18 protein-coding genes and 1 riboswitch are annotated in these 25,819 nt (G+C 68.3%); of the genes, 7 read left to right on the forward strand and 11 right to left on the reverse strand.

What is annotated here, in order from left to right; translation table 11 throughout:
• From VGE03_RS14410 to VGE03_RS14430, 5 genes are all read left to right on the forward strand, one after another.
• Window positions 1-311 (forward strand): SPOR domain-containing protein (locus tag VGE03_RS14410; protein WP_331047167.1); only part of this gene is annotated, 311 nt, incomplete at its 5' end.
• Window positions 312-495: 184 nt separating this feature from the next.
• Window positions 496-876, forward strand: coding sequence for a 30S ribosomal protein S6 (gene rpsF / locus VGE03_RS14415; protein ID WP_331047168.1), 381 nt, complete (start codon window positions 496-498; stop codon window positions 874-876).
• 12 nt (window positions 877-888) lie between these two features.
• On the forward strand, window positions 889-1,164 hold the full coding sequence (gene rpsR / locus VGE03_RS14420; RefSeq protein WP_331047169.1) for a 30S ribosomal protein S18: 276 nt from the start codon (window positions 889-891) through the stop codon (window positions 1,162-1,164).
• A gap of 1 nt (window position 1,165) precedes the next feature.
• Window positions 1,166-1,750, forward strand: a complete 585-nt coding sequence (gene rplI, locus VGE03_RS14425) for a 50S ribosomal protein L9 (RefSeq protein WP_331047170.1) — start codon at window positions 1,166-1,168, stop codon at window positions 1,748-1,750.
• A gap of 109 nt (window positions 1,751-1,859) precedes the next feature.
• Window positions 1,860-1,970, forward strand: a riboswitch (SAM riboswitch).
• A gap of 296 nt (window positions 1,971-2,266) precedes the next feature.
• Window positions 2,267-4,681, forward strand: coding sequence for a TonB-dependent receptor (locus tag VGE03_RS14430; RefSeq protein ID WP_331047171.1), 2,415 nt, complete (start codon window positions 2,267-2,269; stop codon window positions 4,679-4,681).
• Between the two features lie 60 nt (window positions 4,682-4,741).
• On the opposite strand, the gene VGE03_RS14435 is transcribed toward VGE03_RS14430, so the two are convergent.
• Window positions 4,742-5,200 (reverse strand): surface-adhesin E family protein, encoded by a 459-nt coding sequence (locus VGE03_RS14435; protein ID WP_331047172.1) that lies wholly within the window; start codon window positions 5,198-5,200, stop codon window positions 4,742-4,744.
• Between the two features lie 117 nt (window positions 5,201-5,317).
• On the opposite strand from VGE03_RS14435, the gene VGE03_RS14440 reads away from it, so the two are divergent.
• Window positions 5,318-5,695, forward strand: coding sequence for a hypothetical protein (locus tag VGE03_RS14440; protein WP_331047173.1), 378 nt, complete (start codon window positions 5,318-5,320; stop codon window positions 5,693-5,695).
• 117 nt (window positions 5,696-5,812) lie between these two features.
• Window positions 5,813-7,294: a replicative DNA helicase gene (locus VGE03_RS14445; protein WP_331047231.1), complete on the forward strand. Its 1,482-nt coding sequence runs from the start codon at window positions 5,813-5,815 to the stop codon at window positions 7,292-7,294.
• Here VGE03_RS14445 and VGE03_RS14450 read toward each other — a convergent pair.
• From VGE03_RS14450 to VGE03_RS14495, 10 genes are all read right to left on the reverse strand, one after another.
• Window positions 7,291-8,739 (reverse strand): hypothetical protein, encoded by a 1,449-nt coding sequence (locus VGE03_RS14450; RefSeq protein WP_331047174.1) that lies wholly within the window; start codon window positions 8,737-8,739, stop codon window positions 7,291-7,293. The genes VGE03_RS14445 and VGE03_RS14450 overlap by 4 nt on opposite strands.
• Before the next feature lie 82 nt (window positions 8,740-8,821).
• A complete protein-coding gene (locus VGE03_RS14455; protein ID WP_331047175.1) occupies window positions 8,822-12,049 on the reverse strand; it encodes a discoidin domain-containing protein in 3,228 nt (1,075 codons plus the stop codon).
• Window positions 12,050-12,208: 159 nt separating this feature from the next.
• Window positions 12,209-13,024: a carbohydrate ABC transporter permease gene (locus tag VGE03_RS14460; RefSeq protein WP_331047176.1), complete on the reverse strand. Its 816-nt coding sequence runs from the start codon at window positions 13,022-13,024 to the stop codon at window positions 12,209-12,211.
• Window positions 13,021-13,920, reverse strand: coding sequence for a sugar ABC transporter permease (locus VGE03_RS14465; protein WP_331047177.1), 900 nt, complete (start codon window positions 13,918-13,920; stop codon window positions 13,021-13,023). The genes VGE03_RS14460 and VGE03_RS14465 overlap by 4 nt, the downstream gene beginning before the upstream one ends.
• Window positions 13,917-15,143 (reverse strand): extracellular solute-binding protein, encoded by a 1,227-nt coding sequence (locus VGE03_RS14470; RefSeq protein WP_331047178.1) that lies wholly within the window; start codon window positions 15,141-15,143, stop codon window positions 13,917-13,919. The genes VGE03_RS14465 and VGE03_RS14470 overlap by 4 nt, the downstream gene beginning before the upstream one ends.
• Before the next feature lie 191 nt (window positions 15,144-15,334).
• Window positions 15,335-16,777, reverse strand: coding sequence for a glucoamylase family protein (locus tag VGE03_RS14475; protein ID WP_331047179.1), 1,443 nt, complete (start codon window positions 16,775-16,777; stop codon window positions 15,335-15,337).
• Between the two features lie 89 nt (window positions 16,778-16,866).
• On the reverse strand, window positions 16,867-19,908 hold the full coding sequence (locus VGE03_RS14480) for a TonB-dependent receptor (RefSeq protein ID WP_331047180.1): 3,042 nt from the start codon (window positions 19,906-19,908) through the stop codon (window positions 16,867-16,869).
• Window positions 19,909-20,007: 99 nt separating this feature from the next.
• On the reverse strand, window positions 20,008-22,998 hold the full coding sequence (locus VGE03_RS14485) for a TonB-dependent receptor (RefSeq protein WP_331047181.1): 2,991 nt from the start codon (window positions 22,996-22,998) through the stop codon (window positions 20,008-20,010).
• Window positions 22,998-24,059, reverse strand: a complete 1,062-nt coding sequence (locus VGE03_RS14490) for a LacI family DNA-binding transcriptional regulator (protein ID WP_331047182.1) — start codon at window positions 24,057-24,059, stop codon at window positions 22,998-23,000. Before VGE03_RS14490 ends, VGE03_RS14485 begins: the two co-directional genes overlap by 1 nt.
• Window positions 24,060-24,284: 225 nt before the next feature.
• Window positions 24,285-25,790, reverse strand: coding sequence for a carboxylesterase/lipase family protein (locus VGE03_RS14495; protein ID WP_331047183.1), 1,506 nt, complete (start codon window positions 25,788-25,790; stop codon window positions 24,285-24,287).
• Window positions 25,791-25,819 lie beyond the last annotated feature (29 nt).

Raw genomic sequence — 25,819 nt, forward strand, 5'->3', positions numbered from 1 at the left:
CCACCCGCAGCCCGCCGGCACGCACGTCGCCACGCGCCCCGGCCCGTCCCGCCCGGGAACCCGCCCGCGAGCCCGCGGGCCGCTGGACCGTGCAGGTCGGCGCCTTCCGCGACGAGACCGTGGCCCGGAACTGGCTGGCCGAGGTCAACCGCCGCTACACCCGCCAGTTCGCCGGCGCCGAACGCAATGTGCAGAGCGCCTCGGGCTGGTACCGGTCGCGCTTCACCGGCATGACCGAGGCCGCCGCCCGCGCCGCCTGCGAGGCCCTGGCCGAACGGCGCTGGGACTGCACGATCATTCGGCCGGAGTAACAACGGCGCCGCAGCCTTGCTCCCCGGCCGGTTTTCCCCTATACGCGCCCGCTTTCCAGGGCTTCGGTCCCGGTGCGGAGTTCCAAAGGGTTCGGGAAGTCATCCCGGCCGCCGCCTCGGGAACCATCGTGGAACGGACTGAACCCGGTCCGCCCGCGCCGGCGCCCACAAGGGAGAATACCGCATGGCTCTTTACGAGCACACGGTCATGACGCGCCAGGATATCTCGGCGCAGCAGGCCGAAGCGCTGAACGACACCATCAAGACTCTGATCGAGGAAAACGGCGGTTCCGTCGCCAAGATCGAGTACTGGGGTCTGCGCAACCTGACCTACCGCGTGAAGAAGAACCGCAAGGCTCACTACTCGCTGCTCGCCGTCGACGCCCCTCCGGCCGCCATGGCCGAAGTCGAGCGTCAGCTGTCGATCAACGAAGACGTGCTGCGCTGGCTGACCGTCCGCGTCGAGGAACTCGACCTGGAACTGTCGCCGCTGCTGGCCCGTCGTGAACGCGAGCGCGAGCGCGAGCGTGAACGCGGTCCGCGTGAAGACGCCGTCGAAGCCTAAGGAACCCGGAACATGACCGATACCACCGCCCCGATCCCGGGCGCGCCGGCCGGCTCCGGCCCGGCCCGTCGCCCGTTCTTCCGCCGCCGCAAGGTGTGCCCGTTCTCCGGCCCGAACGCGCCGAAGATCGACTACAAGGACGTCAAGCTGCTGCAACGCTACATCAGCGAGCGCGGCAAGATCGTCCCGTCGCGCATCACGGCTGTCTCCCAGAAGAAGCAACGCGAGTTGGCCAAGGCCATCAAGCGCGCGCGCTACCTGGCCCTCCTGCCCTACGTGGTGAAGTAAGATGAAGGTCGTTCTGCTGGAACGCGTCGATAACCTCGGCGCCATCGGCGACGTCGTCACTGTCAAGGACGGCTTCGCTCGCAACTTCCTCCTGCCGCGCGACAAGGCCCGCCGGGCCACCGCCGCCAACCTGAAGGCCTTCGAACTCGACCGCGCCGCCATCGAGCAGCGCAACGAGAAGAACAAGGCTGACGCGCAGAAGGTCGCCGACAAGATCGACGGCCAGACCTACGTCATGATCCGTCAGGCCGGTGAAACCGGTCAGCTGTACGGTTCGGTCGCCGGTCGCGACGTCGCTGAAGCCGTCCAGGCTGAAGGCGGCAAGGTCGAGCGCTCGCAGGTCGTGCTCAACACGGCGATCAAGACGCTGGGCGTCCACGACGTGCTGGTTCGCCTGCACGCCGAGGTCTCGGCCACCGTCAAGATCAACATCGCCCGTTCGGCTGAAGAAGCCGAGCGTCAAGCCAAGGGCGAGGACGTGATCAAGTCGGCCTACGACGAGGATCGTGAAGCCGCCGCCGAACAGGCCGCGGACATGATCGCCGGCGGCGCCGGCCAGCAAGACGGCCTGGGTTCGGAAGCCTAAACCCAAGCTTGATGCTGAAAAGTCACGGCGGCGTGGGGGAAACCCTGCGCCGCCGAACTTTTTTCCGGCCCGTCCTTGACGCATTTATGACGCGCCGCAATATCGCAACTGCTCATCGAGACCGGCTGAGGGATAGGCCCTTTGACGTCGGGGCAACCTGCGGACCTCCGTAAGGTGCCAACTCCTTCGGGACCCCTCCCCGGGTCGCGGCAGATGAGAGACCGGGTTGCAAGCCGGACTCCCCCCATCTGTCACCGCTGGCGTTTCCGATTGAGCAGGAGACGACCATGCGTGCCTTCCAGCCCTACGCCCTGACTCCTCTCGTCGCCGATGCCCGTGCGCCGCGCACCCTCATGTGTTGCGGCGGCCTGATGCGATGTCGCCGTTCGCTGTAACCGGCTGACTTCCCCGGCCTCGCGCCAGACCTGAACCACCCCATCGCTAGCCCGGACACCCGGCGATCGCTGCGCGCGACGCCGCCCGAGGACCTGCGTCACACATCGAGAAGAGACCGTCATGACCACCCCCACCCTGCGCCTGCGCGCCACCCTGTTCGCCGCGGCCTCGGCCACGGCCCTGCTGGCCGGCGCCGCCCACGCCCAGACCGCCCCGCAAACGGCCCCCGACGCGGCAGAGCTGGACGACGTCGTCGTCACCGGCACCCGCGCGCCGAACCGCTCGCGACTGGACACCCTGGCCCCCGTCGACGTCGTCACCCAGGAGGACCTGCAGAACCGCGGCACGACCGAGCTGGCCGCCGCCCTCGCCCAGTCGGTGCCGTCGCTCACCTTCCCCCGCCCCGCGGTCGTGGACGGCACGGACTCGATCCGTCCGGCCACCCTGCGCGGCCTGTCGCCGGACCAGACGTTGGTGCTGGTCAACGGCACGCGCCGCCACGCCTCGGCGCTGGTCAACGTCAACGGCTCGGTCGGGCGCGGTTCCGCGGCGGTGGACCTGAACACCATTCCGGCGGGTGCCCTGGACCGCGTCGAGGTGCTGCGGGACGGCGCCTCGGCCCAGTACGGCTCGGACGCCATCGCCGGGGTCGTGAACCTGCGCCTGCGGCAGGCCCGCAGCGGCGGCGGCGCGACCTTCACCGCCGGCCAGTACTACACCACCGTCGACACCGCCCGGGCGGCGGGCCGTGACGAGCAGGACGGCGGCACCCTGACCGCCTCGGCCTGGCAGGGCTTCGGCCTGGGCGACGAGGGCTATCTGACCCTCAGCGCCGAGTATCTGCAGCGCGATCCGACCAACCGCTCCGACCTCGATCCGCGCGTCACGCCCAACGCCGTCACCGCCCGTTTCGGTGATCCGGAGGTCACCCAGTGGACGGTCTTCGCCAACGCCGGCGCCCCGCTGGGCAACGGCTGGGAGGCCTATGGCTGGGCCGGATTCCAGGATCGCGACAGCGAAAGCGCCGCCTTCCCGCGGCTGGCCTCGAACGTGAACAACGTCGCCGCCATCTACCCCAACGGCTTCCTGCCCAAGATCGCCGTCAACTCGCAGGACCTGTCGGTCGCCGGCGGGCTGCGCGGCCAGATCGGCGGCTGGGACGCCGACGTGAACCTGGTCTACGGCCGCAACGCCCTGGACTTCCGTACCGAGGATTCGCTGAACGCCACCTACGGCGCAGCCTCGCCGACCAGCTTCGACTCCGGCTCGCTGATCTACGACCAGCTGGTGCTGGGGGCGGACTTCACCCGCCAGTATGACGTGGGCCTCTACGCCCCGCTGAACGTCGCCGCCGGTCTGGAGGCGCGCCGTGAGACCTATCAGATCAAGGCCGGTCAGCCGGAATCCTATGATCGCGGCCCCTTGGGCGGCAACACGGCCCTCTCGGGCGGGGCGCAGGGCTTCGTCGGCTTCCAGCCGTCCAACGAGGTGGACGAGGACCGCACCGCCGTCGGCGTCTACCTGGACGTCGAGGCCCCGGTGACGGAGCAGTTCACCGTCGCCGGCGCCGTGCGGTTCGAGGACTATTCGGACTTCGGCAACGCCACGACCGGCAAGATCTCGGCCCGCTACGACTTCACCCCGTCGTTCGCCCTGCGCGGCTCGGTCTCGACCGGCTTCCGCGCGCCGTCGCTGCAGCAGTCCTACTTCACCTCGACCGCCTCCGTGATCCAGAGCGGCGTGGTGGTCGAGACCGGCACCTTCCCGGCCACCAGCACGGTCGCCGGCCTGCTGGGCGCCGAGCCGCTGGATGCCGAAACCTCGACCAACTACACCCTCGGCGCCGTCTTCCGCTGGGGCGACTTCAACCTGACGGTCGACGCCTACCAGATCGACATCGAGGACCAGATCGTCCTGTCGGAGTTGATCAACCGCAGCTTCAGCCCGCAGGTCGCCAGCCTGCTGGATCCGCTGGGCGTGCAGGCGGCGCGCTTCTTCCTGAACGGGGTCGACACCACGACCAAGGGCGTGGACGTGGTCGGCCGCTATCGCCTGAACACCGTGGACTACGGCGACTGGGACTTCACCGTGGCGGCGAACGTGAACGACGTCGAGGTGACCCGCACCCCGACCTCGTCGTCGGTGCTGAGCCCGGTGCCGCCGCTGTTCGCCCGCAGCCGCATCCTGACCATCGAGGAAGGCACGCCGGACACCAAGGTGTCGGGCACGGCGAACTGGAGCTACGGCCGGTGGGGCCTGACGGCGCGCTCAACCTACTACGCCAGCGTCCTGCAGCCGGGTTCGACGGCGGCCAGCGACTATTCGACCGGCGACAAGGTGGTGGCGGACTTCGAGGCGCGCTTCAGCCCCAATGACCGGGTGACCCTGTCGCTGGGCGTGGACAATGCGTTCGATGAATACCCGGACGCGGTCCCGGCGGCGCTGAACAGCAACGGGGTGCTGGGCTTCCCCTACTACTCGCCGTTCGGCTTCAACGGGCGCTTCGTCTACGCCCGCATCGGCCTGAACTGGTAAGGGGCCGGACGGTCGTTCGGGAGGCGCGCCGCAGGGGGCGCCTCCCGAAGATCGGGCCTGTCAGCGGGCGTCTTCGGCCGCCATGTCCTCGAAGGTGGCGCGGGCCACCTGCAGGAAGGTCTTGAGCGAGTCGACCGGCGTCGTCTCCGGCCAGTCGTTGTGGCAGACCGCCGCCATATAGTCCGCGGCCACCGAGCCGGGCACGATCGGGTCCGTCGAGTCGCCCGCGCCCGAGAAGATGCTGCTTCCGCCGTCGTTGTAGTCGGTCATGTGCAGGATCGAGATCGTCTCGCGGTTGCACTCGATCTTGTAGCGGTCGACCGAATAGCGGGTGCCGTCGTCCTGGACCTCACGATAGTAGGTCGAGAGCCAGAAGATCCGCTCCGAGCCGGTGGCGCGCACGCCCGAGGCGTCGATGGCCTTGATCCAGTTGTCGTGGAAGGCGATCGCCCGCCAGTCGTTGCCGGACTGAACCGGCGACATCGCCATGGTCGCCGCCAGCACAAGAGCCTGAATCATAACGTCCCCCGTCTCACCATACGTTGAGCGACTGCTATCAGATACCGCGCGCCATTCAACCGGCCAGCGTTGCCATAAGGCGCTGTGAGGCCTACCTGAGCGGTCGGAGACCTCCCCATGCTTCGCATCCTCCAGGCCCTCGGACTGGCCCTGTTCCTTTCGCTCGCCGCCACCTCGGCCGCCGAGGCCATGACGGTGCGCGAGTTCCTGTCGATCGCCGACCGCCTGCCCCAGAACGCGACCGCCGCCCTGCGTCCGGAGGGCCGCCGCCTGATCAGCGAGGTCAGCACCGCCGTCCACGCGGTGAAGAACGCCCAGTTCGCCGACGAGCGTGCCGGACGCCGCCCCGCCTACTGCATCCCGCCGCGCGGAACGGGCATCACGCCCGAGGGCCTGCTGGCCCGTTTTCGCGCCCTGCCCGCGGCCCGGCGCGGCATCAGCGTGGAACAGGCGATCCGCGAATGGATGACCGAGCGCTGGCCCTGCGGCGCCTGATCGTTAACTGATCCGGTTGCGGAATTCGGGACTGCCCACAGCCCCGACGAATTGTCCCCGGCAACCGATGCGACCAACAATGACGCAGGCGGCCTGTAAGGGCATGACGTCATGACCATGAACGCCTTTGCTCCGTCCGCCTTCAACGACACGCCGTCGGTCGCGTCCCTGCCGCACAACCTCGAGGCCGAGCAGGCGCTGCTCGGGTCGCTGATGTTCGACAACGCGGTGTTCGAGCGTCTGAGCGACCGGCTGCGCGGCAGTCATTTCTACGAGCCGTTCCACCAGCGGCTGTTCGAGGCCATCGAGGACCACATCCGTCAGGGCATGCTGGCCGAGCCGACCATCCTGATGGAGCGGTTCAAGCAGGACCCGGCGTTCCAGGAATTCGGCGGCCTGCGCTACCTGGCCGATCTGGTCGACCGCGCCCCACCGGCGGCCAACGCCCCTGACTATGCGCGGGTGGTCTATGACCTGGCCCTGCGGCGCGACCTGATCCGCATCGGCGGCGAGATCATCAAGGAGGCGCCGAACCCCGAGACGCCCGCCGACGAGCAGATCGAACAGGCCGAACAGACGCTGTATTCGCTGGCCGAGACCGGCAAGCCGTCCTCGGGCTTCGTCAGCTTCTCCCACGCCCTGTCCGGCGCCGTGCAGATGGCCGCCGAGGCCTACCAGCGCGACGGCAAGCTGGCCGGTCTGGCGACCCAGCTGGACGACCTCGACCAGAAGCTGGGCGGACTGCACCCGTCCGACCTTCTGATCCTCGCGGGCCGTCCGTCGATGGGCAAGACGGCGCTGGCCACCAACATCGCCTTCAACGTGGCGCGCAGCTATCGCTGGGAGCCGACGCCGGAGGGCCGCAAGACGGTCTCGGGCGGGGTGGTCGCCTTCTATTCGCTGGAAATGAGCGCCGAACAGCTGGCCATGCGTATGCTGGCCGACGCCTCGGGCGTGTCGTCCGACAAGCTGCGCAAAGGCGAGATCGACGCCTCGGACTTCGGCAAGATCCGCGACGCGGCGGTCGAGATCGGCGAGAGCCCGCTCTACATCGACGCCACCGGCGGTCTGTCCATCTCCAAGCTGGCGGCGCGCGCGCGTCGCCTGAAGCGGATGGAGCACGGGCTGGACCTGATCATCGTCGACTACCTGCAACTGGTGACCACGGGCGAGAACAGCCAGAAGAACCGGGTGCAGGAAGTGTCCGAGATCACCGGCGGCCTGAAGGCGCTGGCCAAGGAGCTGTCGGTGCCGATCATCGCCCTGTCGCAGCTATCGCGCCAGGTCGAGCAGCGCGAGGACAAGCGGCCCCAGCTGTCCGACCTTCGTGAATCCGGCTCGATCGAGCAGGACGCCGACTGCGTGATGTTCGTGTACCGCGAAAGCTACTACCTGGGCCGCGCCGAGCCCAAGGAGGGCACGGAAGAGCACCTGCAGTGGCAGCAGGACATGGACCGGCTGGAGCACCAGGCCGAGGTCGTCATCGGCAAGCAGCGTCACGGCCCCATCGGCATCGTGAAACTGGCCTTCGACGCCAACACCACCCGCTTCGGCAACCTGGCCCATGACGGGCGCCGGTACGACGACTACGGGGACTAAGCTAACGGGCTCGTCAGGACCGCATCTGCCGCCCGGCGACCGATGACCAGCCGGATTGCCTCCCAACTCGAAGCGTCTTCTGCTCGTTGATCGAGCGCGCGAACCGCGCGGGCGAAGATAGCGTCGAGCCGTTCACCGTCTCCCGCAATGGCAGCCAGCATCATGAGCTCTTCTGTCCCGGCTGCGTCCAGTACCGCCGGATCGGCCAGCAGGTGATCGAGCAGGGCGCGGGCGTCTGCCACCGCGCGGCGCTCCAGCAACTCGGGAACCAGTAGCTTCAGCTGGAAGTCGATCCGGTGATCGGTCAGCCATCTCGGGTCAGGTCGCCGACCTGCGCGAAGCTCAAGGCGGTAGCGATCCCGCCCCGCCAGATAGCCGTTGGACAACGCCTCTTCCGTCGCGCCCAGTCTGTAGAGCTGTTGAACGGGCTCCGTTCCAAAGCCATTCGCCATCTCGGCGACGACGGCGGGCGGCGTTGTGCTCACGTCCTGACGATATGAGGTCCGGTTGGTGACCGTGAGCGGCGTCAATAGCGCCCCCTCTCGCGCCGCCGCCAATGCGGCATCCTGATCACCCGCGACGGCCAGAAGCATGGATGCAGCCGCCAGATCGTCGGTCCGCGCCTCGATATCCCGTTCCGGGTCACGCCCCCTCGCCAGCAGCACATCGGAAGCCCGCCTCGCCTCGCCAGACGCTCCAGCCGCAGCCAGAGCCGTGACCTCATCGTCGAACCACAGCGAAACCTCGTCGTCCGCCACGATCCCGTCAACGAGGTCTGCGGCCGCTCTTGGGTCATATCCGGCAAGCAGACGCGCGCGACTGATCCTCCGACGGATTCCGCTGACATCATAGTTCCGGGCCTTGTCCCCGCCGGCCGCCAACCAGGCATCCGCCGCGTCTGCGTAACCTGATAGAGCAAGCTGACTGGCGAACGAGGCTCTCTGGTCCGGTGTCCAGTTGCGCTCCAGCGGGGCCTCCGAGATCAATCGGCGAACGTCCTCATCCCGCCCGATCCGCCACGCCGTCGCGATCAAACTTTGGCGACGCTCCAGCGACGGGATCGGCCCGCTCAGGGCGATGGGCCAGAGCCAGTCAGCGCGCGCGTCTCCCGGCAGCCCGCTGTCGTAAAACTCGACTTCACCAAACACATCCAGCACGGCCTGCGCCTGTGAGGGCGAAAGGGCGGGGCGTTCTCCGCGACTGACCTTCGCGGCCAGCTCCACGGCGTCCCGGTAACGTCGAGGGGCGACTTCGACAGCGGCTTCCACCGCGCCTGCGGCGATCCGGTCAGTGAGATCAACAGACCCGTGCTGGTCACGCGCCATCGCAACTTCCGCGACGCAGGTGCTCGGGTCGGGCGCCCGGAGACAGGCGCCGTAGCCCTGATCGACCGGCAACTGGCCCGCGACCACCGACAAGCCCGCAAGGGCCACAGTCCAGATCATTCCATCCCCCGGCGACGTGTCCGGAGAAGCTGCCACGCGGCGTGACGCACCGTAAAGGCGGGGTTGGCGGATCAGTCGCCTCTCACCGCATCTCCACGCGCCGGGCGCCGGCGGGGACCGACAGCTCCCCGTCGGCGAAGGCCGCCGCCCGTCCGTCGATGCGGACCGTCGTCGGCGGCGTCTCGCCCGCCGGCCACTGGATGATGAAGCCGCCGGGAGGCGTGACGCCGGGCTCCAGCGTCAGGACATAGCCCCGCCGGGCCGCCCGGAGGCTGTAGGTCAGCGGGCCGTACGGGGTGCGGACGGCGCGGACGCCGACGCCCTCCCCGGCCAGCCAGCGGGTCGGCACGCCCGCCGCCAGCACCAGCGCATGGTCGCGGTCGCGCTCATAGACCAGCATGTCCATGACCGAGCGGATGTAGTCAGAGCTGATCCAGGCGTGGGGCATGTCGCCGATGAAGCGCGGCTCGCGTTCCTCGCGGCCGACCACCTCGGCCCAGCCGTTCCAGGCCCGCGGGCGGACGTCGGCGAAGTAGAAGTCCAGCGCCCGGATCGCCTCCTCGCGACGACCCAGCCGCACCATGGCCCCGACGTTGCGCAGCTCGTACGGGGTGTAGTCCTTCCACGCCTGACGGTTCTCCTGCCGGGCGGTGAAGTTGTCCCACCACTTGTCGAAGGTGCCCTCCAGCAGCTCACGCGGCAGGTCGTCGATCAGGCCGCCGGGCGACAGGCCGATGGTGGTCGAGGTGGCGTCGAAATCGCCCCGGTCGGCGGCGCCGGCGATCCAGTCGATGCCGTGGACGCGGGCGGTCGCCTCGATCGAGGCGATGATGTCGGCCTTGAACTGGGCCTCCGACGCGCGGAAGCGGGCGGCGGCCTCGACGTCGCCCAGCGTCTCGGCGATGAAGACGGCGTCGGCGTAGCCGCGCAGCCCCCAGAAATCGTCCCAGTAGCTGTAGGCCGGACGGTCGGAGTAGCCCTCGTGGCTGATGGTCGGGGGCAGCAGGCCGAACAGGTGGCGCTTGTCCGCCGCCTCGAACTCGGGCGTGCGGGTCGAGGCGCGCAGCTCGTCCATGTAGCGGATCGCGCCCTGAACCTGCGGCCAGCTGGCGCGCAGCAGTTCGAGGTCGCCGGTGTAGCGGTAGGTCTCGGCGGCGAGGAAGACGAACTCGCCGTGACTGTCGTTCTCGGGCACCGGATCGGCGCCGCGGCTGTCGACGCAGCAGGGCACCTTGCCGTTATCGAAGACATAGGGGGCGAACCAGCGCAGATAGTCGGCCGACAGCCCGGCGTGGCCCAGCCGGTTCAGCCCCTCGGCCATCATGGCCCCGTCACGGATCCAGCTGCGGTTATAGCTGCGCGTGCCCGGCTGCAGGATCGGCCCCTGCCGCGACATCAGCATATGGGCCAGCGAGGACTTCATCACGTCCTCGACCGGGCCGGCCTCGGGCGGCAGGGTGACGTCGAAGCGGTCGAGCTTCTCGCGCCATTGGGTGGCGACGCGCTCGTGAACGCTGTCGAGCACCGCCTCGACCGAGCCGGTGACCGGCAGGGCCGCGGGCCTACCGGCCAGCGCGCTCGTCCAGCCGACGGTGCGACTTTCGCCGGGCTGCAGGGTGACGTCGTAAAGCCAGCCACCGGACATGAGAGCCGAGGTGTCGTATTCCGCCCCGCCTTCCCCCATGAACGCGCGCCGGTCTGCGACGGTCAGAAGGCTTTGCGGATCGCTGCCGGCTTCAAAGCTGGACGCGACGATATGATCGGCCGGGCTCAGGGCGCGAACATTCACGTTGTCATTCAGCGTCAGCTCTGCGGGAGTGATCTCGATCTTCTCGATCGGACCGACGCCGCCCGGCGTGGTCAGGAACTGGCGTGGTCCGTTGACCTGGAACGGCCGGGCCATCAGGGCCAGGGTCAGGCGACGGGGGCGGTCCGAGGTGTTGGTCAGGTCATAGCGGCCCCACAAGGCCGCCTGATCCGCCGCGCCGTCGGCGATGGCGGTCGTCTTCAGGGTCCAGCCGTCGCCCTCCCATGTGACCGACGGGATCGGCAGGTCGTCGTCGGCCAACGACTGGGTGACGTTGACGTCCGCCCAGGTGACCAGCCGGCCGTTGTCGAGGATGAAGGGCTCGATGCTCGGCCCGCCGCGACGCAGCTCGATGGCGCCGTCCTCGCCGATCAGGCCGCTCTCGCCGCCGCCGTCGACGCCGACCAGGGTCCAGTAGGGCTGCTCGCCGTGGAAGCCGCGCGGATAGAGGCCGCGGCGGCTTTCGGAGGCCACCGCCATCATGAAGCTGGTCGCGGTTTCGCCGAAGGACAGGGGTTCGATCTCGAGGCCGGTCAGGGCGTAGGCGTTCACCGCCGCCTGCCCCAGACGCTGGCCGGCGCCCGCCTGACCGACGACGCCGCTCTCGTCCAGCGGGGCCAGCAGGTCCAGCCGCAGCCAGCGGGCCGAGGCCTCGGGCGTGCGCAGCCAGTCGGTCCCGCCGTTGCCGTCGGTGACGGACGCCAGTTCGCGCCAGTCCCGACCGTCGGAGGAGGCCATCAGGCGATAGGCGGACGCCGCCATCCGGTCCGCCCAACGCAGGGTCAGGCCGCCGAACTCACGCTCATAGCCGAGGTCGAGGGTCAGGCTCTGCTCGCCGCCGGCGGCGGACTTCCAGAAGGTCAGCGGGTCGTCGTCCACGGCGCGGGCGGCGAGATTCAGGCCGTCCTCGCTGGTCGCGCTGGCGACCGGACGCGGCGGGACCGAGGGCTCGGGCGGGAGTTCGCGCAGCTCCAGCTGGTCGATCTCCAGCCAGCCGCGACCGCCCTGCCCCGCCGTGACCACGAACTCGATCCGGGCGGCGCCGCGGAAGGTGCGGTCGGGCTCGGGGCCCCACGCCCAGATGATCTGGCGCTTCTTGATGACGTAGCGGGTCCACTCGCCCTGCGCCTCGAAGCGCTGGACCTGGCGCCAGTGGACGTTCTCGCCGGACGCGTCGGTGAACTTGATCTCGAGGGTGTTGGGCAGCATCTCGCCGCGCGCCCAGAAACTGATCTCGTAGTTCTCGGGCACGCGCAGATCGAGGGCGCGGGCGGCGAAGGCGTAGCCCGACCGGCCGTTGAAATCATAGCTCAGCCGCATCGCCCTGCCGTCATGGCCCGGGACTTCCGACACGGCGGAGGAGACGTCGGTGGAGGCGTCGGCGGTCCACGGCGTCAGGGTCTCGAAGGCGTCGAGCGGGCGGACCGCCCCGTTCTGGCTCTGTGCGTGCGCCGCCGTGGCCAAAGCGAGGGCGGCCGTGGTGGCCAGCAGGAAGGTGCGCATAACTCAACTCCATCGTTCCTCCCCTATTGGGGAGGGGGACCATGCGCAGCCCAAGGCGAAGCATGGTGGAGGGGCGCCGGCCCCGGATACCGGTGAAGCGGACAGACCCCTCCACCGCTTCGCGGTCCCCCTCCCCCGTTGGGTGAGGAACGGACTGCGCTAGCCCTTCACGCTGCCCGCGAGCATGCCGCGGATGTAGTAGCGTTGCAGGGCGAGGAAGATGGCCAGCACGGGGGCGACGGTGATGACGGCGCCGGCCATCATCATCTCGGCGTCCTGCACATGCTCGCGCGACAGGGCCGCCAGCGCCACCGGCAGGGTGTAGTTGGACTGGTCCGTCAGGATGATCAGCGGCCACAGGAAGTCGTTCCAGCTGCCCAGGAAGACGAACAGGGCCAGGGTCACGACGATGGGCTGCATGGTCGGCAGGACCACCTTGCGGAAGATCTGGCTCTCGGAGGCGCCGTCGACGCGGGCGGCCTCGAGCATTTCGTCGGGGATGCTGAGCGCGTACTGGCGCACCAGGAACAGGCCGAAGATGGAGGCCAGCCAGGGCACCAGGGCCCCGGCGTAGGTGTTCACCAGCCCCATGGACTTGAGCATCAGGAACAGCGGCAGGGTGCCGATCTGGGCAGGCACCACCAGCGCCGCGACCAGAAGCTGGAACAGGCGTTCGCGGCCCTTGAACCTCAGCTTGGCGAAGGCGTAGCCGGCCGGGACGGTGAAGCCGAGCGCCAGCACCGTCGCCAGCGTGGCCAGGGCGAAGCTGTTCCACAGATAGCGGCCCATGCCCTGGGTCACGAACAGGTCGCGGTAGTGCTCCAGCGTCCAGGTCTTCGGCCACAGCGGCGGCGGGAAGGCCGCCGCCTCACCGGTCGACATGAAGCTGACCGACACCATCCAGGCCAGAGGGAACAGGACGGCCAGCGCGATCAGGGCGACCGCGAGGTTCAACAGGATCGAACGGGCCTTCATTCGTAGGCCCCCACCTTCTTCGCCACGGCCAGCTGCACCAGCGTCACCGCCAGGATGCAGACGAACAGGACGAAGGCGACGGCGCTGGCGGAGCCGAGGTTCCACCATTTGAAGCCCTCTTCGTACATGAAGTAGAGCACGGTCACCGTCGACTGGGCGGGCCCGCCCTGGGTCATCACATAGGGCTCGGCGAACAGCTGGAAGAAGCTGGCCACGGCGATGATCGACACCAGAAGCAGGGTCGGTCCGATGGCCGGCAGGGTCACGTGGCGGAACTGCTTCCACGGCCCGGCGCCGTCGATACGGGCAGCCTCATAGAGGTCGTCCGGCACGGTCTGCAGGACCGCCAGGAAGATCAGCATGTTGTAGCCGAAGGTCTTCCAGACGACGAACATCAGGATGGCCGGGATGGAGGTCGAGGGGTCGCCCAGCCAGTCCACCGGCGGGATGCCGAAGGCGCCCAGCGCCCAGTTGATCACGCCGTAGCGGGTGTGGAGCATGTAGTTCCACAGCACCGCGGTGGCGACGAGGGTGGTCACGAAGGGGGCGAAGAACATCACCCGCCACAGCGGCCGCCACTTGATGACGCGGGCGTTGAGGATCACCGCCGCCGCCAGCGAGGCCGCGATCGACAGGGGCACGCCCAGCACCGCGAACAGGCCGGTGTTCTTCATCGCCCCCCAGAACAGGGGATTGGCGAACAGCCGTTCGTAGTTCTGCAGGCCGACGAACCGCATGTTGCCGATGTCGGCCAGCGCATAGATGTCGAAATCGGTCAGGCTGAGCAGCAGGGCCGCGAAGACCGGGATGGCGAAGAAGACGCCGATCGCGATCAGGGCCGGGGCGACGAAGCCCCATGCGGCGCGCTCGCGCTTGCGCAAGGATGAGGTGGTCACTCCGCCCTCCCCTGTTCGATCATCCAGCGGCGTTTCTCCAGCAGGCGGTCGGCGCGGCGGTCGATCTCGGCGGCGGCGGCGGCGGGGGTGAATTCCCCCCGCACCATGCGTTCGGCGACGATCTGCATCTCGGTCACGATCCGCTCCCACTCCGGGACCTTGGGCACGGCTTTCGCGCGGGCCAGTTGTCCCTTGAACGCGGCGATGTAGGGGTCGTTCGCCACCGTCGGCGCGGCCCAGGCGCTTTCGCGCGCCGGGAGGTTGCCGGTCACGCCGTTGAAGACAGCCTGGATGCGCGGCTCGGACAGGTAGCGGACCAGTTTCCACGCCGCCTCCTGATGCGGCGACGAGCGATAGACGACCAGCGACGAGCCTCCGGGGGCCGAGGCGCCGGGGCCGGTCGGACCGGGCACGCCCGCGGTCATCCACTGGACGCCGGGCGACAGGCGATCCTTGAAGTCACCGATGGTCCACGGACCGGAGAAGTAGAAGCTGAACCAGCCGCGCTCGAACTCGGTCCAGACGTTCGAGATCTGGGCCGCCGAGGCGATGGGGGCCAGCCCCTCGTCGAACAGGCTCTTGTAGAACTCCAGCGCGGCGATGAAGGACGGGGTGGAGAAGTTGCCGCGCGTGTCCTGGTCCTTCAGCAGGGGCGCGTCGCCCTGAAGGCCGAAGGTCAGCAGTTGCTCGAACTCGTTGAGCGGCAGCAGGACGGCGTATTTGTCCGGCCCGACCACGCGCTTGACCGCATGCATGGCCTGCTTCCAGCCGGCCCAGTCCTGCGGCACGGCCTCATAGCCCGCCTGCCGCAGCAGGTCGGTGCGGTAGAAGATCAGCCGGGTGTCGACGTACCAGGGCGTCGCCATGGGGCGGCCGTTGACGCTGTTGGTGTCCAGCACCGCCGGGAACTGGTCGGTCAGCAGGTCGCGCGCCTCGGCCGGCATCGGGCTGATGGCGCCGATGGCGGTCATCTCGGACACCCAGGTATTGCCCACCTGACTGACGTCCGGCAGGGAGGCGCCGGCATAGGCGGTCAGCAGCTTCTGGTGGGCGGCGGTCCACGGCAGGGCCTGCACCTCGACCCGGATGTCCGGGTTCAGTCGCTCGAACTCCGGCAGGATCTGGCCGACATTGGTCGCCTCCGAGCCCATGGCCCAGAAGCGCAGGCGGGTGCGACCGTCGTTGCGTGGGGTGCAGGCGGCCAGCGCGCTTCCAGCCAGCAACCCTACAGCGCCGCGGCGGCTCAGCCCCCCTCCCCCCCGCGAGGGGGAAGGTGTCGCGCGAAGCGCGACGGATGAGGGGGATGCCGGAGGCGAACCGGACAGCGTGGATTCGGCGGCGACAGCCCCCCCATCCGAGCGGCTCCGCCGCCCACCTTCCCCCTCGAGGGGGGAAGGACGCTGTTCCTGTTTCCTCATGCGTTATCCAGCCAGCCGCCGGTGAAGCCCGCACGCTTCAGGCCGCGGACCAGATTCGGCTCGCCGTGCATGGCCTTCCAGACGATCTCCGAGCGATGGTTCTCGATCTGGATGACGATGGGGCCCTGATCGATGCCCAGATAGTCGTCGGCCACCCAGCCCACGCCCGGCACGATGTTGCCGTGCTGCAGCGGGCCGTCGCGCTGCGTCAGCGTCGGGTTGAAGGCGTCCAGGAAGCCGTAGCGGGTATAGACGCCCGCGCCGTAGCGGGCCTTGACCGTGTTCAGCCAGGTCAGGACGTGGTCCGGGGCGAAGGGCAGCGAGGCCAGGGCCGCGGTCGGGGCGATGGTGCCGTCGTCGCGGTCGCCCGGACCACGGGCCGAATAGCTGAAGAACTCGCGCTCGCGCCCGTCGATCACCTGACGGAAGTCGCCCGGGCCGTCGCAGGCGGTCAGGCCCCAGACGTCCTGCGAATAGCCGGCCCAGCCCATCGGGTTGTCGACGGCGTACTTGCGCTGCGCCTCGACGGCGCGGACGCTGTTCTGGAAGTAGTCGAAGCCCGGGATTTCGGCCTGCTGATCACGCATCCAGCGGTCGTGGATGCCGCGGAAGTCGATGTACATGTGGCTGAACTCGTGCCCGAACAGGGGCGCGAAATGCAGGTGTTTGGGGCCCCAGACGTCGGTCCAGCTGCGGTCGTAGACGCTGCACCACTCGTCCCAGACCGCGGCCGGGACCGGATGGGTCGGGCTGCCGATGGCCAGCAGCAGGACCATCATCCCCTCGTTGTAGACGTTCCAGTCCGACGGGATGAAGCCGGTCTCCGGGTGCCAACCCATGGTGATGCGGTTCGGGCGGACCACGGCCCAGTCCCATTCGATCCGCTCATAGATGGCCTGGGCCCGCTCGCGGATCTCGCGCTCCTGCGGGTGGTCGCCGTCGAACCAGCGGGCGGCGAACAGCATGCCCGAGACGAGGAAGGCGGTGTCGACCGTCGACAGCTCGGTCCGGCCGAAGCGGTGGCCGGTGTTCATGTCGAGGAAGTGGTAGAAGAAGCCCTTGTAGCCGCCGTTGCCGGTCGGCTCGGGCCCCTGCGGCAGCTCATGGAAGAAGCGGATGGTCGTCAGGGTGCGCTCGCGCGCTTCGTCGCGGCTCATCCAGCCGCGCTCGACCCCGATGGGCCAGCAGGTCAGGGCGAAGCCGACGGCGGCGACGGACGAGAAGGACTCGGTCGGCCAGCGGTCGGGCGTCAGCCCGTTGGATTGTCTGGTGACATGGACGAACCAGTCGAAGGTCTTGCGCTGCAGGTCTTCGAAGCCCGCATCCAGCGCCCGTCCCCGCGGCCCGGCGGGGCTGGCGGACGGCATGGTGGCGCACCCGGCCACGGCCAGGGCCGCGCCGGCGAAGGTGGATCCCATCAGAAAGCGTCTGCGGTTCATGGGGATCATCCTTCTACTCAAAAACACTCAGGTCAAAAAATCGGCCGCCCCCGTTTGGGTCGAGGGCGGCCGTCAGGCTCAGGAGACGGTTACCAGCGGTACCGCAGACCGACCTGGAAACTGCGCGTCGGCAGGAACTGGGCGGTCGGGTTGCCGAACGTCGGGTTCAGCGGGGCGAGCCCCGTGTTCGACGTGCGGTAGGTTTGGTTGAAGCTGCTGAAGTTCTTGAAATCCAGCACGTTGATGGCGTCGAAGGTCAGTTCGACGAAGTCGCCGTTCGGGAGCTCGATCTCCTTCGTCACCCGCAGGTCGACCTGGCGGAAGGCCCAGGCGTCGGGGATGATGAAGTCCTTCTTCTCCGGATAGGCGGAGAACCAGTCCGGCTTGGCGCCGTTGCCCACATTGTTGCGCGTGAACGGCAGGCCCGAGCCCAGGGTGACCAGGGTCGACAGGCGGAAGTCGTACGGCAGGGCCACCGTGCCCGACATGATCAGGCGGTGACGCTCGGCGCCCGGCGAGTTGAACTCGGGGCTGTACGAGGTCCAGGGATAGTCGAAGTCGAAATTGCCGGTGCCCTGGTCACGGCTGCCGTTCTGGCTGGCTTCCGTATAGGTGTAGGCCAGGTTGAAGCCCCAGCCGCTGGCGACGGTGAACGGCTTGTCGGCGGTCAGGAAGATCGCCTGATAGTCCCGCTCGCGATCGTGGTTCGAGACGAAGACGCCGTCGTTGAACTGGAACGGACGGCCGGTCGACGGGTCGATCAGCGACGACGGACGCACCGCGGCCGGAACCGAGTTCGTCGTCGGGTCGATGTTGGCGCGGTACCAGGCGAACTCGTTCTTGGTCTTGGCCCACGAGAAGGTCAGCGAGGTCTGCCAGTCGCCGAACTTCTGGCGGATGCCGAAGTTGAACTGGTCCGTCATCGGCGGCGGGGCGTCGTCCTGGATCAGGAAGACCTCGCCGCGACCGACGGTGCCGGCCAGCAGGGTGTCCAGGCCCTCGGCCGTCGCATAGATCGGGTTCCAGGCCACGGTGTCGGTGCGACCGCCGTACGTCCCGCCGGCGGGCGAGAAGTAGATGGTCTTGTTCAGCTGGTAGGGCTTGAACCGCTCGTCGAAGGCGAAGTTGAAGGCGATCCGGTCGTAGTAGCGACCGGCGCCGCCGAAGATCACGGTCTGCTCGTCGCCGAAGACGTCGTAGCTGAAGCCGATGCGCGGCTGCCAGGCGCCGGTGAAGGCGTCGCGGTCGCCGTCCGAGATGTAGTCGTTGATGTCGAGGTAGGACGGGAAGTCGAAGCCGGCGACGCCGTCGATGGCGGTCAGCAGGCGACGGACCACGTCCGGCGTGCGCCAGTCATTGTTGACGGCGTTGTCCTCATAGTCCCAGCGCAGGCCGAGGTTGATCTCCAGCTTGTCGGTGACCTGCCAGTCGTCCTGGATGTAGGCGCCGAAGACGTTGTTCTCGGCGTCGACCGGATCCACCGGCAGGTTCAGCGTCACCTGCGTCGGGATGGTGGTCGTGCCGTTGACCTCGGACCGGCCCTGCACGTCGTAGGTGAAGAACGGGTTCCGGTTGAACTGCTTGTAAACGTAGAGGCTCTGCATCGAGTACTTCACGCCCATCTTCAGCGTGTGGGTACCCATGAAGTCGATGTCGCTGAACGTCAGGTCGTCGCGGAAGGTCAGCACCTCCTGCGTCAGGTCCTGGTTGTTCGTGCCGCCGCCGGCCGTGAAGATGGTGGCGTTGATCTGGCCGTAGTCGAACTGGAAGCCCGGGGTCCCGGCCGCGGCGTCGCGATACTCGACGAAGCGGGCGCCGGTCTGGTCGAAGTTCAGGGCGCGCGGGTTGTACTGGGACTCCAGATAGTCGACCGACACCTCGTTCAGGAAGTTGTCGCCCTGGAACTGGTGGCGCAGGTTCAGCGAGCGGTACTCGACGTTGATCGCCTGGGCGCGGTCGAACGAGGTCGGGCCGCCGCCGAAGTCGCGGATGTCCTGCTCGGTCCGGTAGGTGGCGCTCAGGTCGAGGCGCTGGCGGTCATCGATCGACCACGACAGCTTGCCGAAATACAGGTCCTGCTCGAACGGGGCCTCGAAGGTGCCCAGCTCATCCGAGAACTGCGAGGTGAACTCGGTGCGGTTCAGGAAGACCGAACGCTCGCGGGTTTCGTCCTTGCGCTCATAGGTCAGGAAGAAGTGCAGACGGTCCTCGATGATCGGGCCGCCGACCGACAGGCCGTACTGCATCCGGTCCAGACGCGGACGGGCCTCGCCGCGGGCCCGCGAGAAGACGTTCTGCTCCACCCAGTCCGAGGGCTGGTAGGTGATGAAGAAGTCGCCGGTGAACTCGTTGGTGCCCGAGCGGGTGACCGAGGTGATGATGGCCGACGAGGCCTGCTCATACTCGGCCTTGAAGTTCTGGGTCAGGACCCGGAACTCCTGCACGGCGGCCTGCGGGAACGGGTTGCCGCGGCTGTCGTCCTGGCCAGCGATGCCGCCGTCGTTGATCAGCGACTTCTGGTTCTGGCCGTCGATGAAGACGTTGACCGCCAGCGACGGCTGGCCGCCGGCCGAGATGGTCCGCTCGGTGTCGCCTTCGGTGACACGCACGCCGGGCGCCAGGGCCGCGAAGTTCAGGAAGTTGCGGCTGATCTGCGGCAGGTCGTTGATCTGCTGCTGGCTGACGTTGGTCGCCACTTCCGAGGTGCGGACCTCGAAGATGCGGCGGCCGGACACGACGACCTCGCCCAGATCGGTGGCGCCGTCGGTATTGGAACCGGTTACAACAGGGGCCGTATCAAGATCCAGCGTGGCCACCTGACCCAGCACGATGGTCACGGTGTCCTCGGCCGTCTGGCCGTCGGCGCTGGTGGCGACGATGCGATAGGTGCCCGGACGCAGGCCGGCCATCACGTAACCGCCGTCGGCGTTGATGCGGCCTCGGGTGACGTAGCCGGTCGCGACGTCGGTCGCGACGACCGTGCCGCCCGTCTCGACGCCCGCGCCCTCATAGACGGTGCCGCGCAGGGTCGCGGTGGACACCTGGGCGGAGGCGCCGCCGGCGGCGGCCAGCGAAATCGCGAGTGCGAGCGCCGATGCGGCGCCCATGGCTGTGGTTCTGGATCTGATCATGAAGGTTCCCCCCGGAAAGATCGTTCTGTTTCTTGTTATGGCCCGGGCCGCGCTTTCGCGCGGCCCGGGGTAGGCGGTGTCGGCTGACGCCGGCGTCGATTACCAGCTGTAGCGCAGGCCGACCTGGAAGCTGCGGGTCGGCATGTACTGGCTGAAGGGCATGCCGTAGTTGGGGTTGTTGAAGTCCCCTTCGAACGACGAGTAGTTCTTGAAGTTGAACACGTTGATCGCGTCGAAGATCAGTTCGACACGGTCGCCGTACGGCACGTCGAAGGACTTGGTCAGGCGCAGGTCGACCTGACGGAAGGCCCAGGCGTTCGGGATGATGAAGTCGTGCTTCTCCGGACGGCCGCCGTTCCAGCAGATGTTCGGGTTGCTGGCGGTCGGGCAGTTGAAGGTGTTGAACGGCAGGCCCGAACCCAGGGTCAGGATGCCCGACAGACGGAAGTCCATCGGCAGGCCGACGATGCCGGTCGCGACGATGCGGTGACGCTCGTCCTGCGCGGTCGGGAAGTACGGCGACAGACCCGGACGATTGTAGTCGAAGTCGAAGGGCGTAATGCCGCCGTCACGGCTGCCGTTCCGCTCCGCTTCCGACAGGGTGTACGAGAAGGTCATCCCCCAGTTGCTGGCGGTGTCGAACGGCTTGTCGACCGTCAGGTACATGGCCTTGAAGGTCTGCTCGGCGTCGTTGTTGCCGAAGAAGATCAGGTTGCGGAACTGCGGGAAGCCGACCGAGGTCGGGGTCGGACCCGAGAAGCGGTCACCCGTCTCCGAACCGGCGTTGGCGATGTACCAGGCGAACAGGTTCTTGGTCTCGCCGTAGGCGAAGGTCAGCGAGGTCTGGAAGTCGCCGAACTTCTGGCGGATGCCGAAGTTGAACTGGTCGGTGCGCGGCGGCTCCATGTCGTTGTTCAGCAGGAACACCTCGCCCGAGCCCGGCGCGGCGGCCAGCAGCGGGTCGAGACCTTCTGGCGTCAGGTAGATCGGGTTCCAGGCGACCGTCTGGTTGCCGCCGACCATGCCGCCGGTGTTCGAGAAGTAGATGGTCTTGTTGAACTGGAACGGCTTGAACCGCTCGTCGAAGGCGAAGTTGAAGCCGACGCGGTCGTAGTAGCGACCGGCGCCGCCGAAGATCACCGTCTGCTCGTCGCCGAAGACGTCGTAGCTGAAGCCGATGCGCGGCTGCCAGGCGCCGGTGAAGGCGTCACGGCCGTCCGTCACATAGTCCGACGGGTTGAAGTACGACGGGAAGTCATACCCCGGCAGGGCCTGGATCGCCGCCAGCATGTCGCGGATCGATTGCGGCGTGCTGTAGTCGTTGTTGACGGCGTTGTCCTCGTAGTCCCAACGCAGGCCGAGGTTCAGTTCCAGCTGGTCGGTGATCTGCCAGTCGTCCTGGATGTACAGGCCCCAGACGTTGTTATCGACGTCGGCCGGGTCGACCGCCACGCCCAGATCGACCTGGACCGGGATGTCACGGCTGCCGTTGATCTCCGGACGGCCGTCGATGTCGTAGGTGAACTGCGGGTTCCGGCCGAACTCCTTCTCGACGTACATGTTCTGCATCGAGAACTTCAGGCCCATCTTGACGGTGTGCGAGCCGTACCAGTCGAGATCGGTGAAGGTCAGGTCGTTCCGGAAGGTCCAGTTGCGCTGGCGGATGTTCTGGTTGTTCGACCCACCGCCGGTCGAGAAGACCGTCGCTTCACGGTTGCCGTTGTTATACTGGAAGCCCGGCGTTCCCGCGTCGTTGTCGCGGAAGATCACGTAGGTCCGGCCGTAGTCGTCGAAGTTCAGCGACGTCGGATTGTAGGTGTATTCGAAATAGTCGACCGTCGCCTCGTTCAGGAAGGTGTCGCCCTGATACTGGTGACGGATGTTCAGCGACCGCGTGTCGGCGTTGATCTGGTCAGCGCGCGAATAGGCGTTGGTGCCGCCGCCGAAGCGGACGTCGGACTCGGTGCGGTAGGTGCCGCTGACGTCCAGGCGCTGGCGGTCATCGATCGACCACGACAGCTTGCCGAAGAACAGGTCTTCCTCGAACGGGGTCGAGAAGGCGCCGACGTCGCTGGCGAACAGCGGCGCATAGGCCGAGCGGCTGACGAAGACGTTGCTGGCGCGGGTCTCGTCCTTGCGCTCATAGGTCAGGAAGTAGTGCAGCCGGTCCTCGATGATCGGACCGCCGACCGACAGGCCCCACTGCAGGCGCTCCAGCTCCGGCTTGTCCTCGCCGCGGGCTTCCGAGAACGAGTCCTGGGCGATCCAGTCCTGGTTCTGGTAGCTGACGAAGACGTCGCCCGAGAAGTCGTTGGTGCCCGAGCGGGTGATCGAGGTGATGATCGAGGACGAGGCCTGCTCATACTCGGCCTTGAAGTTCTGCGAGATGACGCGGAACTCCTGCACGGCGGCCTGCGGGAACGGGTTGCCGCGGCTGTCGTCCTGACCGGCCACGCCGCCGTCGATGATGGTCGACTTCTGGTTCTGGCCGTCGATGAAGACGTTGATCGCCTGGGCGCCCTGGCCGCCGGCCGAGATGGTGCGCTCGGTTTCGCCTTCGGTCACCCGCACGCCCGGAGCGAGGGCGGCGAAGCTGAGGAAGTTGCGGTTGATCTGCGGCAGGTTGTTGATCTGCGTCTGGCTGACGTTCGTCGCCACTTCCGGAGTGCGGACCTCGAACACGCGGCGGCCGGTGACGACCACCTCGCCCAGATCCGTCGCGCCCGAGGTGTCGGCGGTCGTGGTCGCGGCGACATCGAGGTCGAGGGTGGCGACCTGACCCAGCACCAGGGTGACGGTGTCGGTCGTGCTCTGGCCGTCAGCCGTCGTCACGTCGATGCGATAGGTGCCCGGACGCAGGCCGGTGAAGACGTAACCGCCGTCCGCGGCGATACGGCCGCGGGTGACGTAGCCGGTGGCCACTTCGGTCGCGAGGATCGTGCCGCCCGCCTCGGGGGCCTCGCCCTCGTAGATGGTGCCGCGCAGCGTCGAGCTGGCCACCTGGGCGCTGGCCGCCCCGGCGGTACCCAGCGCGATTGCGACGGCGAGAGCGGACGCCGCCCCCAGATAGGCCTTGTTCCGGATGCTCATCACAGCTTCTCCCCTTCAAGAGACGGTGTCTGGATACTGTTGGAGACCGAACCGGCGGCGCCGGAAGCGGTCGGGAAAACGGTACTTGAGGCGCGCACGACCAGTTCGGGCTGGACCACCTCGCAGGCGGTGTCAGCGGACGAGCCGATCAGTCTGACAAGCCGCTCGAGCGCATTGCGGCCCGTCTCGGCGATGTTGATCCTGAGGGTGGTCAGGGCCGGGCGGACGAGGCCGGCCAGCGGAATGTCGTCGAAGCCGACCATCGCCACGTCCTCGGGGACGCGCAGGCCGGCGTCCTGGAAGGCCAGCAGCGCGCCCACGGCCATGTTGTCGTTGGCCGCGAAGACGGCGTCGGGGCGGTCGGCGCGACCGGTCAGCTTCGCCCCGGCCTCCTGACCGGAGGCCTTGGTGAAGGTCCCGTCCACCACCATCGTCGGCAGGGCGGCCCGGGCCATGGCTTCCAGATAGCCGGCCAGGCGGGCCTCGGCTTCCAGGTTGCCCGCGGGTCCGGCGATGTGGGCGATGCGGCGGCGGCCGATGGCGATCAGATGCTCGACCGCGGCGACCGCGCCGCCGTGGTTGTCGACGACGATCGACGGACGCCCGGCTTCCGCCGCGCCGCCGTTCATCAGCAGCACAGGCATACGCCCGGCCAGTCCCGACGCCAGGTTGGCGGCGCCCAGATGCGGCGACAGGACGATCAGGCCGTCGACCCGCCCGCGCATCGAGCGGATGGCCGAGGAGGCCTCGTCGGCGTCGTCGTGCGACGAGGAGACGATCAGGTGATAGCCGAGCGCGCGGGCGGCCACGTCCATGCCGCGGATCAGCTCGGAGAAGAACTCGCCGTACAGGTCGGGGAGGATCACCCCGACCGTATTGGTCTTGCTGGTCGACAGGCTGCGCGCGCCGGAATGGGGCACGTACTGCAGGGCCTCGACCGCGGCCAGAACCCGCTGGCGAGTCGCCTCGGTGACCGGCCCCGCGCCGTTCAGGACGCGCGAAACCGACGCGACGGATACGTCCGCGCGTTCGGCGACGTCGCGGATGGTCGCCGGCTTCAAGCCTGACCGCCCGCGCCCGAGGGCTGCGTGGTTGAACGGAACAAAAGTGAGTCTCCCTGGCGGACGCCCAGCCCCGGCCCACTTTTCGCGAGTCCGTCCGAAGCACCGTGTAACCGATTACATGACATACGAGTCACGTGCCCCGCAAGGGCCGGATTTTGGCCACAAGCCGCGCGGGGCAGTCTGTCGCAGGCTCGGAGCGCCGAAGACGGGCGCCCGTTACCGCTATCGGGTACGTCGGTAATAGGCCTCGATCAGGTCGAGACGATCCGCGTACGGAACAGGCTTCGCCACCGGGCCGTCGTTGGTGAACTCCAGCAACCGGTCGCCGTCGGCCCGCACCTCGGGCCAGGCCGGACGGTCGCCGCCGTTGGGATTTCCCGTCCGGGCGAAGGCCGTCCAGTAGTCCGCCATGACCGTCGCCTGCCGCTGGTCCATCTCCTCGGTCGGCCATGGAGACGCCACCAGATTGTCGAAGACATACTGGCGCTCCGACGCGTGGGTCGCGCCCGCGTGCGGCTCGGGCATGGCGGCCGAAACGACGTCGAAGCGGTAGACGTAGGCCGGATGGCCGTTCGCCGCGTGCAGCCGGGCCAGATGCCGGGCCGGTTCGCTGAAGACCAGATCGCTGAGGACGTGGGCGTTGTACCCCTCCTCTCCCCCGTAGGCCGCCAGGAAGGCCGTGCGCTCGTCGGGCGTCATGGCGTCGTCGATGGCGCCGTAGGGGCTGATGTCGGTGGGCTTCATCCACCAGAACTCGGCGCTGTTCGAACCGATGACGAAGGGCACCGGCGCCTCGCGTCCCGCGGCGAAGGCGGCCTCGACGTCCTCGCTGATCAGCCCCCCGTCCTTCACCAGCAGATCCCCGCCGTAGAAGCTGGGGGCCGGGGCCAGGACGCGCTCGGCCGGGATGGCGCGCAGGTCGGCCGCCGTGGCGTTCGACAGCCCCTGCCCCGCCGCGAAGGCCACGCCCCGCTCCTGCATCGACGGGTCGCCGTTGGGGCGCAGCTCGGTCAGGGGCGTGCCCTGGTCGCGGCCCAGCCCGGACTGGACCACCGCCCGATGGAACAGCCCCCTCGCCCGCGGCGAGATCATCAGCCGCGTGACCAGCGCCCCGCCCGCCGACTCGCCGAAGACGGTCACATTGGTGGAATCCCCGCCGAACGCCGCCGCGTTGTCGCGCACCCACTCCAGCGCCGCGACCACGTCCATGAAGCCGTAGTTGGCCGCGTCCTCGCCGGGCGCGCGCTCGGCCGCCAGCGCCGGGTGGTCGAAGAAGCCCAGACGACCGAGACGGTAGTTGATCGTCACCAGCACCACCCCGCGCCGGGCCAGATTGGCGCCGTCGTAGAGGCGCGCCGTGCCCGACCCGTTGTTCAGGCCGCCGCCGTGGATCCAGACCATCACCGGCAGGGGCGTCCCCGGGTGCTCGGCCGGAACCCAGACGTTCAGGTTCAGGCAGTCCTCGCTCATCGGCAGCGGCCCCACGCCGGGGTCGCCGTTCGCGGGCGGCTGGATGCAGATGGCGCCGGGCGCTCCGGCGTCCCGTTCGTCCTCCCACGTCGCCGCCGGCGCGGGCGGGCGCCAGCGCAGCGCGCCGACCGGCGGGGCCGCGTAGGGAATGGCCTGGAAGCTGTCGACGCCGTCGACCTGCCGCCCGACCAGCGTCCCCTGGGCCACCGTCACACGGGGCTGGAGGCCGGGATCAGGCGTTTGCGCTTGAGCAGTCATCAGGGCCGCCGCGAACAGTGAAGCTATCA

It is taken from the genome of Brevundimonas sp., assembly GCF_036400995.1.
GTDB lineage: Bacteria > Pseudomonadota > Alphaproteobacteria > Caulobacterales > Caulobacteraceae > Brevundimonas.